The organism is Marinobacter sp. SBS5, assembly GCF_048285575.1.
In the GTDB taxonomy this organism is placed as follows: Bacteria; Pseudomonadota; Gammaproteobacteria; order Pseudomonadales; family Oleiphilaceae; genus Marinobacter.
In genome coordinates, this window is the sequence record NZ_JBLWAZ010000003.1 from 72,616 (window position 1) to 85,840 (window position 13,225).

Here is a 13,225-nt window from a genome sequence, read left to right on the forward strand (position 1 = left end):
TTTTATTCTGAACCCGAAAAAGCTTCAGCCACAGCTTCAAGCCAGTTTAGATAATCCGTTTCATCCGAATCGAACACCCGTACGCCATTCAAATGCCGGCTACCCTCTTCTTTCTTGCTCCACACAACTTCAACCATGAGTCGAAACGATTTCTTCTGTGCAGACAAATGGATCTCGGCTGCCAACAGAGAGCCCGCGTGTAACGGTTCCATAGTCACCAGACTCATGCCGCTTGCGGAGAGATCCCTGACTTCGCACGTTCGGACCGAGGCCTCCAATGATTCATCACCGAACTCGATAGGCTCAGCGGACTCAACACGCAGCCGCGCCGTTGCCCGAGCTGACAAGCGATAATCTTCACGTTTATCAGCTCCGTCAGGCAAGGAAGCTTCCCGACCAAAACTGTAATATTTGTCCATCACACACTCCCTCCATTCCGGCTGCCCCGGATTCTGCCAACGACACGACTGAGAGTGTCATCAAACGCCGCTCCGCCGCCAAGTATCCTGATCGTTCCATTGACGACGCCGGTTAGCAATTCGTCCCGCATGAACTGATGGCGGTTAAGCCCCAACCGATCGACAAACACAAACTTTCCGGAAGCCGCAATTTTAACGGCTAATTTCAGACGCAGAGGCTCGCCCTTGGTCGGCTCCCGATCCAGCACGATCCACCCTTCAAGCCCGAGTTGCTCGATCTGCCGTGCCGCTTCCGTTTCAGCCTCACGCATCAACCTCTCTGATTCCAGTTTTTCATCGGCAATCCGTTGTTGCTCGGCTTCGGCCCGCAGGCGTTCAATCATGGCTTCTTGAGCGGCTTGTTGCTCTGCTGCCAAACGCTGCGCCTCTTCTTTTTCTCGACGCAACGCCTCAACTCTCGCGCGAACTTCTCGTGCGGCTTGCTCTCGCTGTTGTTGCTGCTTATCACAGACGTTTGCCACGAGGAGTATCGTTTCCTCCATAACCTCGCCAAATGGTTTTAAATCAGGTAAAAGCCGCAGCGTCTTGGCCTCCAGTTCTTGCTGAAATTCAGACCAAGCCTGCAAGCCGAGTTTTACGCCGGCACCGTTGGTCCAGACAATCTCTTGGCTGTCAGGCAGAAACGTAAAGAAAAAGCGCCGCTGCTCGTCTACCCCCTCGCCTTTTACAAACCAATGATCCAGATAGAATTCAATGTCAGTGGCCTTCACCGCCTTTCGGTCCAGCGAACTGGCATCCCAAATAAAGTCATCACTACCAGGCAAGGCTAATTCAAGCTCGATTGTTTCGCCTTTAATCCTGTCGACAATAACGGCATTGATCGCATCAATCTTTGCTACAGGTATGTCCTGTCCCAAGGCACGGCGCCATACATCGTGGATCAGATCCCCAAGCTGTTCACCAACTCGGTACAACTTACTTCGGTCTTTATCGGACAGTTCAGGGTCGCCAGCCCACACCAACCACTCAAGAATCTTATTGGCGTGTCGGCACAGCTCGCTTTCCTCACCGTCCGCCAGCACGCTTTGTTTAAGCACAGAAATCCAGTCGTCCATCACGAACCGGGCAATAACGATGGGCAAATGCCGGCCCTTGAGTGCTCTGCCCACCAGCGCCTTTGCTATCTGTTCCGCATGGCGCTGACGAGATAAACCTCGTTCAGTTTCGGACAACCTTTGACGTAGCTTATCGACCTGACCAAGCCTCTTCAGACTATCATCAAGCCAGTGCCTGCAGTACGCCTCGACAGGTTCGGTTGAGCCCCCTTCAAAGCTACCGGCCACGGCGATGACCAAGCTGTCGAGCAACTCCAGCAATACACGAGAAGACCGGCCACCGTTGTCGCTCCATCCGCGCCACTCCTGCAAATGGTCGAGCCATTTCAACACCACAAGAGGGAACCCCGCTCCGCCATCTTCACCGACCCGCCATGCGAACCAGAACCTCAGCCGGGCGATACGACTAACCAACGAAGTATGAAGCCCACTCGTATTCAGAAAGACATCCATAATACGATCCGCCAAGTACGCGGCATTAACCTGCCGAACACTCCAGTCAATCTGGACCGACCGCAAAACATGGGTAACACGCTCATCCCGCTGCTCGGACCAACAGGACAAAAGCAAAGGTCGCCAATCCGGTATCGCCTCCGGTGCGGATTTTCCGGTGGGGTATGGCAGGTCCGGTACGCGAATGCCGTTGAGAACCTGATTGATTCGGGCAGCAACCTCTTTATGCGAGATCGGTACTGCCTGTGGCTGCTTTGCCGTAGGGGACATCCGGTGCCTGTTGTCTGGAATCGTTGAAAAGGGCCTTCAAATAACGCAGTATAACCAACTCGCCGGGGTTTGCTGCAACCGTGTACCGGCGCCATTCGTGTTTATCTTCAATCACCGAGCAAAGCGACACGGAGTTGTTTCGGTGACGTAACGATTTGAGTTGGGGAACTACAACAAGATGTCGGGCAAGAAACTGGAAAACCTGAACGTGGCCAGCCAGGAACAACTGATTACTCCTGAAGCCTTGAAAGCAGAACTGCCATTATCTGACAAGGCTGCAGATACTGTCGCGTCAGGCCGTCAGGCCATTTATGACATCATGGACGGCAAAGATAAGCGATTGTTTATCGTTGTTGGCCCCTGCTCCATCCACGATCCCGAAGCCGCAAGAGAATACGCCAGCCGACTGGCAAAACTGGCGGACGAAGTCAGCGACACCCTGCTTCTTGTGATGCGCGTCTATTTCGAAAAGCCCCGCACCACGGTTGGTTGGAAAGGTCTGATCAACGACCCACACCTGAACGACACCTTTGATATTGAGCAGGGTCTTCATATCGGGCGTCGCCTGTTGTTGGATATCAACGAAATGGGCTTGCCAGCAGCCACCGAAGCGCTTGATCCGATCTCACCTCAGTATCTGCAAGATACCATTGCCTGGTCGGCGATTGGTGCGCGTACCACTGAGTCGCAGACACACCGTGAAATGAGCAGCGGACTGTCTATGGCCATCGGCTTCAAAAACGGGACCGACGGCAATCTGGACGTGGCCGTGAATGCGATGAACTCTGTATCGCACCCTCACAGCTTCCTGGGTATTGATCAGCAAGGCCGCGGCGCCATTATCCGCACCAAGGGCAACAACTACGGCCACGTGGTTCTTCGTGGTGGCGGCGGCAAACCAAACTACGACTCGGTGAATGTTGCATTGTGCGAACGTGCCTTGGAAAAAGCCGGGCTACGGAAATCCATCATGGTGGATTGCAGCCACGCCAACTCCAACAAGGACCCCGGCATTCAACCTCTGGTTATGCAGGACGTTACTCGTCAAATCATAGAAGGTAACAACTCGATTCAGAGTTTGATGGTGGAGAGCAACATCAACTGGGGCAACCAGTCTATCCCCGAAAATCTCGAAGACCTGAAATACGGCGTATCCATCACGGACGCGTGTATCGACTGGGAAACAACTGAAAAAGCGATTCGTGAAATGCGCGAAAAGCTGAAGGACGTGCTACCAAAGCGCGGCGCGTAAAACGAATAAGGCCCGGAGGCTGAACAACCCCGGGCCTTATTTAGCAATCAATAAACTGATCAATTAACCGATTCACACCCCAGCCAGTCCAACTTCCTTCTCAAACTGACCACGTGGCCGATTATCACGATGGTTGGCGCCTGAACCCCGCTGCTTTTAACCAACTCAGCAATGTTGTCCAAAGTGCCAGTAACTACTTTCTGTTCCGGAGTTGTGCCCTTGGAAACTAACGCTACAGGCATGCTCGAATCCATTCCATGGGCTATCAGTTCACGGCAGATGATCGGTAGCCCTACCAATCCCATATAGAACACCAGCGTCTGGTTATTCTGAACAAAGTCCGACCATGGTAAATTGCAGGTATCATCTTTCAAGTGGCCGGTGATAAAGCGCACGGATTGGGCGTGATCACGATGCGTCAGCGGAATACCGGAGTAGGCTGCGCAGCCCGATGCGGCGGTGATACCCGGCACCACCTGAAAGCGTATCCCTGCGGCCGCCAAGGTTTCGATTTCTTCTCCACCACGACCAAAAATGAACGGGTCGCCTCCTTTAAGGCGGACAACCCGATACCCTTCCTTCGCCAAATCCACTAAACGCTGATTAATTTGCCCCTGCGGCAAAGTATGGTTCGCTCGTTTCTTACCTACGTGGATCTTCTCGACCTGCTCCGGAATCAACGCCATGATTTCAGGCGACACCAGACTGTCGTATAGCACCACTTCAGCCGACTGAATCAATCGCCAGGCTTTCAGCGTGAGCAGTTCTGGATCACCGGGGCCAGCTCCAACAAGAGCTACCTCGCCGGCAGAATTGTTCGGATTATCCGTCACCGGATTAGGTTTGTAGCGGACTGGCCCCGCCCCAACCTTTATACCTTTCCCTGGCACCTCGGTTTGTCGGCTCATTGGATGCGCTCAACGCCTCCCATATAGGGCTTAAGAACCTCCGGAACAACAATGCTTCCGTCAGCCTGCTGATAATTTTCCATAACCGCAATCATCGCCCGGCCTACCGCCAAGCCAGAACCGTTCAGAGTATGCACCGGCTCGGGCTTTCCGGTTTCCGGATTACGCCAACGAGCCTGCATGCGGCGCGCCTGGAAATCACGGGTGTTGGAGCAAGAGGATATCTCACGGTATTTACCCTGGCCCGGGAGCCAAACCTCAAGATCGTAGGTCTTGACCGCAGAGAAGCCCATATCGCCGCCACACAGGGTGACCATGCGATACGGCAACCCAAGCAACTGCAATACTTTTTCTGCATGACCTGTCAGCTCTTCCAAGGCTGCGCTGGACTCTTCAGGGCGAACCACCTGAACCAACTCCACTTTGTCGAACTGATGCTGGCGGATCATGCCACGCACATCGCGGCCGTATGAGCCAGCCTCACTGCGGAAACACGGGGTATGCGCCACCATTCTCAATGGCAATTCGGCATCGTCCAGAATCGTATCAGCCACTAGATTCGTGACGGGCACTTCCGCTGTCGGGATCAGATACAAAGGATTATCACCTTCCGTGCGGAACAGATCCTCTTCAAATTTGGGGAGCTGACCGGTGCCAAAAAGAGCATTTCCGTTCACTAAGTACGGCACATAGGTTTCGGTGTAACCGTGCTCGCCTGTGTGCAAATCGAGCATGAACTGAGCCAAGGCACGATGCAGCCGGGCCAACTGACCACGCATGACCGCGAAACGGGAGTGCGCCAGGTTGGTCGCTTTCTCAAAATCGAGACCGTTAATGGCTTCACCCAAAGCAACGTGATCTTTCGGCTCGAAATCAAATTCTCTGGGCGTTCCCCAAACACGGGTTTCAACGTTGTCGTCTTCGCTCTTTCCGGGAGGGACATCTTCGTCCGGCACGTTCGGGATACCGGCCAAAAACGCATTCAGAGCTTCCTGTACGGAACGCAGTTCATCTTCCGCTTCGCTACGCTGCTGCTTTAGGCTTTCAACTTCATCCAGCAGCGGTTTGATGTCTTCACCGGCCGCCTTGGCTTTGCCAATCGACTTGGAACGTTTGTTCTGCTCGCTCTGCAGCGTCTCGGTACGAACCTGAATGGCTCGGCGGCGCTCTTCCAGCTGCTCGAAAGTAGCTACGTCGAGCTCAAAGTTTTTAATGGCCAGCCGGCGGGCGATCTCTTCAGTCTGTGAACGGACACGTTTGGGATCGAGCATGGTGTTCCTGAATTATCCAGTTAACGAATGGGTGAATAGGCGAACATTATACCCGCCGTGAGTTTGCTGGCCACCATTGACCTGAGCACTGAGGCAAATCAAGGCGCAGCCAATCAATAGCGTTTCACAGCACTTTGCTGGTCGAGAGCCTCCAGGCGCTGACGCTTTTCGGCGAGTTTGATTTCCAGACCCCGCATAACGGGTTCATAGTAGCGACGCTGATGGATCGCTTCTGGCAGGTATTTCTCCCCCGCAGCATAGGCATCCGGCTCATCGTGAGCATACCGATACTCTTCGCCGTGCCCCATGCTTTTGAGCAGCTTGGTTGGCGCATTCCGTAAATGCACTGGCACGTCGTAATCGGGGTCGCTCTTGATATCCGCCATACATTGATTGAACGCGGTGTAAACCGCATTACTTTTAGGAGCCATGGCCAAATAAGTAGCCGCTTGAGCCAGTGCCAACTCCCCTTCCGGCGAGCCTAACCGCTCCTGCGCATCCCAAGCCTGCAATGCAATCTGCAGCGCTCTGGGGTCCGCATTACCTATGTCTTCGCTGGCGATTCTGGCGAGCCTTCTTGCGATGTAAAGCGGATCACAGCCGCCATCCAGCATTCTGCACAGCCAATACAGAGCGCCGTCTGAACTTGAACCTCGTATGGACTTGTGCAACGCCGAGATCTGGTCGTAAAAAACATCACCGCCTTTATCAAACCTGCGCAAGCTTGTTTGCAGAACCTGTTCAAGCGTCGAAGGCAGAACCCGGTCGTTTCCTTGCTCGTCCGGTTCCGCGAGATCTGCAGCCACTTCTAGAATGTTCAACGCACGGCGAGCATCGCCTCCTGAAGCCGAAGCCATGGTGCCCAGCACAGAAGGCTCAACCTTTAATGAACCCGCAAAGCCTTCTTCACTGGTAAGCGCACGCTCCAGCAAGGTGAGAATGTCCGCGGATTCGAGATTTTTGAGCACGTAAACCCGAGTACGGGACAGCAGAGCGCTGTTAAGTTCGAATGAGGGGTTTTCTGTCGTAGCGCCGACAAAGATGAAGGTGCCATCTTCAATATGGGGTAGGAAGGCATCCTGCTGACTTTTATTGAAGCGGTGCACCTCATCCACAAAAAGAAGTGTGTCACTGCCTTGTGCCTGCTTGCGATGTTTTGCGCGATCGACAACTTCGCGGATTTCTTTTACGCCGCTGAGCACCGCCGACAAGGTTTCGAACGTTAACTCGCCAACGTTCGCCAACAATTGAGCAAAAGTCGTCTTCCCGACTCCGGGCGGCCCCCACAAGATCATGGAGTGCAGCTGGCCCTGCTCCACTGCCCTGCGCAGCGGCTTACCTTCGCCAACCAGATGTGCCTGCCCAACGTAGTCAGCAAGGGTCCTCGGGCGCATTCTGGCAGCCAGAGGCTGAAACCCGACCTCTGGCTGAAGCAAACTGTCCTGCATCAGGCACCGTCCCGAATGACGTCAACCTCCTCGGGATACTCCAACGTGAAGGCACTTTGATCGACATCCTTGTTCAGTTCAATGGAGTCGAAGCTGAGAATGCTGATCTGCGCCAGCGAATCTTCCATTCTCATTTCTTGCAGCTCGCCATCGAAAAAACTCAGGCGCAGTGATACAAACAAAGAGTCTGCACCTCTAGGTACCAGAGTAAACTCCCGAGTCAATTCTCCGATTCGGCGCTGGCTGACCTCATAAGTTTCGTCCAGGTTATCGACTTCGCCACTTAACAGCAGTGCTGGCGTACTCTGAACGCGATCATCCAGTTTGTGGATCGTCACCTGTTCAAGATCAGGGTCATAAACCTCAACGGTTTCGCCATCGCTCACGATAAACTGCGACAAGGGAGCGGCTGTTTCCCAGTAAAACAGGCCGGGCCTCTTGGCTTTGAGAGAGCCCCGGGTTTCTTGAACACGGCCGCCGTTTTCACCTACGACGATTTGAATAAAATCAGCCTGGTACGTTTCATAGCTTCTCAGGATCGATGACAGCTCCTCCGCTGCTCCAGCCGAGGCGCCCTCAGCATGAGCTGCACCGGCGGTGAACGTGAGTAGCAAACTCGCAATCAGAAAGAACACAAATCGACTCATAATAACGCTCCTAGTCTCTTGGGGGCGGCGGTGCCAGAACTTCTCTGGCGCCATTGTGGCCCGCCGCACTGACTACACCTGCAGCTTCCATTGCATCCACCAGGTTGGCGGCACGGTTATAGCCAATTTTGAATTTACGCTGAACCGAGGATATCGAAACCCTGCGATTTTCTGTCACGAACGCGACCGCCTCATCAAATAGAGCATCGCCTTCATCGCCACCACCACCTTCACTCAACGTGGGTACGCCTGGCAAATGTTCTCCTTCGGCACCACTCAGCACGTCATCAACGTATTCCGGCTCGCCTCGAGCCTTCCACGCACTGACCACACGATGAACTTCATCATCGTCCACAAAGGCGCCATGCACACGCACTGGCAGACCGGAACCGGGCGGCAAGTACAACATATCCCCGTGCCCGAGAAGCTGCTCTGCCCCGCCCTGATCCAGTACTGTTCTGGAGTCGATTTTAGAGGAGACCTGAAACGAGATCCGCGTTGGAATGTTGGCTTTGATCAAACCGGTAATCACGTCAACCGAAGGCCGCTGAGTGGCCAGGATCAGATGGATGCCGGCAGCACGGGCTTTTTGGGCAATCCGCGCAATCAGCTCTTCAACCTTTTTACCGACAATCATCATCATATCGGCAAATTCATCGATCACGACGACGATGAACGGCAAGGTCTCCAGTTCCGGGCGCTCCTGTTCATCATTTAAGAGATGCTCATCAGGCTTCCAGAGAGGATCAAGCAAGGGCTCTCCCTCGGCCCGAGCGTCTTTTACTTTCTTGTTGTAGCCCGCCAAATTACGCACGCCCAAGCTCGCCATAAGGCGATATCGACGCTCCATTTCAGCGACACACCAGCGAAGTGCATTAGCTGCTTCTTTCATATCGGTGACCACAGGCGCCAGCAAATGCGGAATGCCATCGTAGATGCTCAGCTCCAGCATCTTCGGGTCGACCATGATAAAGCGAACGTCTTCTGGGCCTGCCTTGAGCAGCATGCTCAGCAGCATGGCGTTCACCCCCACCGACTTACCCGAGCCTGTCGTGCCCGCTACCAGCAGGTGAGGCATCTTCGCCAGGTTAGCGACCATCGGGTTACCGCCGATATCGTTACCCAAGGCAAGCGTGATGGGAGACGAAGACTCCTTGAACACACGAGCACTCAGCACTTCACTTAAACGAACCATCTCTCGGGTTTCGTTCGGTATTTCAATACCGACCACCGACTTGCCCGGAATAACTTCAACCACACGCACACTTAGCACCGCTAACGAGCGTGCAAGGTCTTTGGCAAGATTCGAGATCTTGCTGACCTTAACTCCTGCGGCCGGCTTGATTTCAAACCGTGTAATCACGGGGCCGGGGTTCACCTCGACCACTTCCACGGATACACCGAAATCGGCTAGCTTCTCTTCCAGCAAGCGCGACATATGCTCCAGTGATTCCTCTGAATAACCGCTCACCTGATGCTCTTCGGGTGGGTCCAATAAGGTAATTGGTGGAATCGGGCTTTCAATATCTTCCAGCAGCGAGCCTTGTTTACTGTTGCCTTTTTTCTTAACCGAGGCCCCCTGATCGTCTTTTTTGAAAGGTGCTATCTTAAGCGCGCGGCTTAGTGGCTTCTCGGGGTTCTTGGCCGCCGGTTTAGGCGCAATAGGTTCTACGTCGCGGGAGCTAAAGCTCTCCACCTCCGAAGGCTCAGGCTCAGCGGTTGGCCGACCTTCCAGAGCCGGTTCGTTGCGCTGCTTATGCGACTTGGTATTCGGATCTTGTTTAGCTGCGCGGTCTTTTTTCGCAAATAGACGACGCCACCAAGGCGTCTTTGAGGAGGATTCCGACTTAGATGCCGACGCTGTCAACCGGGACTGGCTGTGCACTACAGGCGGTTGAGGTTCAGCCACTGTCTGCGACTTCTCTGTACGACCGGCTTTAGCGGTCTGATTCTTGAAGAATGCACTAATGGCCAAGGCCGCTTTGAGCGTCAGGCCACCCACCCGATCCATCAAACGGAACCATGAAAGGCCAATCGTTACGGTCAGGGCAAACAAGAAAATTGCAATCAACAAGAGCGTGGTTGCTGGCAGGTTGAAGAACCGTACCATCGCCTCAGACACGGCCTTACCTAAAACCCCGCCGGAGGACATACCCAGGCCAAACAAGGAATACAAAGACAACAAACTAGTGGCAGAAAGCAGAATCAGAACGAATCCGCCAAAACGCACCATAAACAACGGCCAGTGCAGGTCCAGTGGCTGGTGGCGCAAGCGAATGAGCATGAAGGCATAGCCTGCCACCATGACTGGGAATAGCCAGGAGACGTGCCCGAAAAAGTCCATTAACAGACTTGCAAGCCAAGCCCCCGTGCGACCGGCGTAATTTTCTACGTTGGTTTCATGGCCGATGCTGGCCCAACCCGGGTCTGAATGGCTAAACGTAAACAGCGCCATGGCCAGATAAATACACAGCACGATGAGGCCGAGAACAGCCCCCTCACGAGCTCCTTGGGCCATCAAGCGGCGAAAGCGCTTTTGTTTGTCTGTGAGTTCCGTTGGTACAGATTTCTTCGCTTTAGCGGATTCCGCCATGAATGCTCAAACCGTATGTAAGTTTAGTCTTCCAACGCCTGAAAACCCCGTGCGAGATCAGTTTTCAGGTCGTCAATGGCTTCAATGCCAACTGACAGCCGGATCAGATTTTCAGTAATACCTGCCTGCACTTTATCTTCAGGAGCAAGGCGCCCGTGCGTGGTTGTCGCCGGGTGGGTGATTGTTGTTTTCACATCACCCAAGTTCGCCGTGATGGAAATCATTCTTGTGCCATCAATAAACCGCCAGGCTTGTTCCCTGCCGCCTTTGACCGTAAACGACACCATGCCACCGAACCCGCTTTGCTGTTTTTTGGCCAACTCATGCTGAGGATGACTTTCCAGCCCCGCATAAAAGACCTTTTCAACCGATGGCTGTGTTTCCAACCACTTAGCCAACTCTAACGCATTGTCACAGTGAGCTCGCATACGGATCGGTAAGGTTTCAAGACCTTTCTGGAAAACCCAGGCATTAAACGGGCTCATGGTGGGCCCGGCTGAGCGGATAAAACCGTAAACTTCGTCGAGGTACTTGGCAGGCCCAACAACGACACCGCCAACACAGCGACCTTGCCCATCCAGGTACTTGGTCGCTGAGTGAATAACCAGATCCGCACCGTGTTCCAGCGGCCGCTGCAAAATAGGCGTACAGAAGCAGTTATCGACAACGAACAACGCATCGTTTGCGTGGGCCAAAGAAGAAAGAGCATCCATGTCAGCAACTTCACAGAGCGGATTCGATGGCGTTTCGATAAATAACATCTTGGTTTCAGGTCGAACAGCCGCCTGCCACGCACTCACATCAGTCAGGCTGACAAACGTCGTTTCGACACCAAACCGCGCCATATATTTCTGAAACAACACGTTCGTGGTTCCGAAAACGCCCCGCGAACAAATCACGTGATCGCCGGTTTTGAGCAGCGACATACAGGTGCTCAGAATGGCGGCCATGCCAGAAGCTGTCGCTACGGCTTTTTCGCCCCCTTCCATTGCAGCGATCCGACCCTCAAACGCCTGAACCGTTGGGTTAGTGAAGCGCGAGTAGATATTCCCCGCTTCTTCCCCACCAAACCGCGCAGCAGCCTGTGCGGCACTGCCGTAGACGAAGCTCGACGTTGGGAATATTGCGTCACTGTGCTCCAGCTGCCCCGTACGAATCTGCCCTGCCCTGACCGACAGCGTATCAACGGACATCCCTTCCAGATCGGACTCCGGGATCCAAAGGTGTTCTTCATGTCCGTGGCTCATCGCATTCTCCTGGTCCAAGCGCTGTGATCAGTCTTCGTCATTATGCAGGTCAATATTGTCGTTATCCGAGTCGGAATCAGAGTCCACATCAGACATGCCTGAGTTGGAGCTGCTGCTGTCCTTGCGACGATTTTCAAGGCGTGTGAGGTACTCTTTGTCGATATCTCCGGTGATGTAATTACCACTGAAGACAGAGCATTCCCAACCGTTGATGTCATCATTCACGTCGCTAACACAGGCGATCAGATCATCCAGTTCCTGATAAACCAGCCAGTCCGTACCAATCAGCTCACCAACCTCTTCAACCGTGCGGTTGTGGGCGATCAGCTCTGAAGCCGACGGCATGTCGATACCGTACACGTTCGGGTACCGAACAGGCGGCGCAGCAGAGGCAAAATAAACGTTGCGCGCTCCGGCGTCTCGAGCCATCTGAACAATTTCTTTACAGGTGGTACCACGAACAATGGAGTCGTCTACCAACATGACGTTCTTGCCACGGAACTCCAGATCGATTGGGTTGAGTTTTTGGCGTACCGACTTTTTCCGCATTTTTTGACCAGGCATGATGAACGTCCGGCCGATATAGCGATTCTTGATGAAGCCTTCACGGTATTTAACACCGAGCTGATACGCCATTTGCATGGCAGAAGTACGGCTGGTGTCCGGAATCGGAATCACTACGTCAATATCGTGGTCCGGGCGCTCTCGCAATACTTTATCAGCCAGCACTTCACCCATCCGCAGACGGGCTTTATACACAGACACGCCGTCCATAATGGAATCAGGACGAGCAAAGTACACGTGCTCGAAGATACATGGATACAGCTTGGGCGACTCGGCACACTGCTCCGAGTATAGCGTGCCGTCTGTTTCGATATAGACAGCTTCGCCAGGTTCGATGTCCCGAACCAGAGTGAATCCGGCTGCATTCAGAGCCACACTCTCGGAAGCGATCATGTACTCTTTCTGACCGCTTTCACTCTCACGAACACCGTAACAAGCCGGACGAATACCGTTAGGGTCTCGGAAACCAACAATGCCGTAGCCCGTAATCATGGCGATAACGCCATAAGCACCACGGCAGCGCTTATGAACGGCGCGGACGGCAGCAAAAATTTCGTCTTTAGTCGGGTCCAGCTTTCCTAGTTTCTGCAGCTCATGTGCAAAGACGTTCAACAAGACTTCCGAATCGGAATTGGTGTTGATGTGGCGAAGATCCGTACGGAACAGGTCACTGCTCAATTCGTCGGCATTCGTCAGATTGCCGTTATGAGCAAGCGTGATACCGTAAGGGCTGTTCACGTAAAACGGCTGGGCTTCAGCAGAACTGGAGCTGCCGGCTGTCGGATAACGAACATGCCCAATGCCCACATTCCCGACCAAACGGCGCATATGGCGAGTATGGAACACATCCCGCACCAAGCCGTTATCTTTACGCAAAAAGAAACGGTCATCCTGGAAGGTAACAATACCCGCCGCATCCTGGCCACGGTGCTGTAGAACGGTCAATGCGTCATAAAGCATCTGATTGACGTTAGAAGTACTGACAATACCGACAATGCCACACATGGCTGGAAGATTCTCCGAGTGTTAGAACTGAAT

General features: G+C 53.6%; 10 protein-coding genes. 1 reads left to right on the forward strand and 9 read right to left on the reverse strand.

Features of this window, described 5'->3' with window-relative positions:
• Positions 1 to 2: 2 nt before the first annotated feature.
• Both ACNQ6O_RS07460 and ACNQ6O_RS07465 read right to left on the reverse strand, forming a co-directional pair.
• Positions 3 to 419, reverse strand: coding sequence for a PilZ domain-containing protein (locus ACNQ6O_RS07460; protein WP_418052614.1), 417 nt, complete (start codon positions 417 to 419; stop codon positions 3 to 5).
• Entirely contained in the window at positions 419 to 2,257 is a 1,839-nt protein-coding gene (locus tag ACNQ6O_RS07465; protein ID WP_418052615.1) for a DUF1631 family protein, read from the reverse strand. The genes ACNQ6O_RS07460 and ACNQ6O_RS07465 overlap by 1 nt, the downstream gene beginning before the upstream one ends.
• Positions 2,258 to 2,435: 178 nt before the next feature.
• On the opposite strand from ACNQ6O_RS07465, the gene ACNQ6O_RS07470 reads away from it, so the two are divergent.
• Positions 2,436 to 3,509, forward strand: a complete 1,074-nt coding sequence (locus ACNQ6O_RS07470; protein ID WP_418052616.1) for a 3-deoxy-7-phosphoheptulonate synthase — start codon at positions 2,436 to 2,438, stop codon at positions 3,507 to 3,509.
• Between the two features lie 59 nt (positions 3,510 to 3,568).
• On the opposite strand, the gene cobA is transcribed toward ACNQ6O_RS07470, so the two are convergent.
• The 7 genes from cobA to purF all read right to left on the reverse strand — a co-directional run bounded on the left by cobA (position 3,569) and on the right by purF (position 13,192).
• Positions 3,569 to 4,417: a uroporphyrinogen-III C-methyltransferase gene (cobA, locus tag ACNQ6O_RS07475; RefSeq protein ID WP_418052617.1), complete on the reverse strand. Its 849-nt coding sequence runs from the start codon at positions 4,415 to 4,417 to the stop codon at positions 3,569 to 3,571.
• On the reverse strand, positions 4,414 to 5,688 hold the full coding sequence (serS, locus tag ACNQ6O_RS07480) for a serine--tRNA ligase (RefSeq protein WP_418052618.1): 1,275 nt from the start codon (positions 5,686 to 5,688) through the stop codon (positions 4,414 to 4,416). The genes cobA and serS overlap by 4 nt, the downstream gene beginning before the upstream one ends.
• 113 nt (positions 5,689 to 5,801) lie before the next feature.
• Positions 5,802 to 7,136, reverse strand: a complete 1,335-nt coding sequence (locus tag ACNQ6O_RS07485; RefSeq protein WP_418052619.1) for a replication-associated recombination protein A — start codon at positions 7,134 to 7,136, stop codon at positions 5,802 to 5,804.
• Positions 7,136 to 7,783 (reverse strand): outer membrane lipoprotein chaperone LolA, encoded by a 648-nt coding sequence (gene lolA / locus ACNQ6O_RS07490; RefSeq protein ID WP_418052620.1) that lies wholly within the window; start codon positions 7,781 to 7,783, stop codon positions 7,136 to 7,138. The genes ACNQ6O_RS07485 and lolA overlap by 1 nt, the downstream gene beginning before the upstream one ends.
• A 10-nt stretch (positions 7,784 to 7,793) precedes the next feature.
• Complete coding sequence (locus ACNQ6O_RS07495; RefSeq protein ID WP_418052621.1) at positions 7,794 to 10,376, reverse strand: DNA translocase FtsK; 2,583 nt, start codon at positions 10,374 to 10,376, stop codon at positions 7,794 to 7,796.
• Between the two features lie 23 nt (positions 10,377 to 10,399).
• On the reverse strand, positions 10,400 to 11,623 hold the full coding sequence (locus ACNQ6O_RS07500; RefSeq protein WP_418052622.1) for an O-succinylhomoserine sulfhydrylase: 1,224 nt from the start codon (positions 11,621 to 11,623) through the stop codon (positions 10,400 to 10,402).
• 27 nt (positions 11,624 to 11,650) lie between these two features.
• A complete protein-coding gene (purF, locus tag ACNQ6O_RS07505; RefSeq protein ID WP_418052623.1) occupies positions 11,651 to 13,192 on the reverse strand; it encodes an amidophosphoribosyltransferase in 1,542 nt (513 codons plus the stop codon).
• Positions 13,193 to 13,225: the final 33 nt, after the last annotated feature.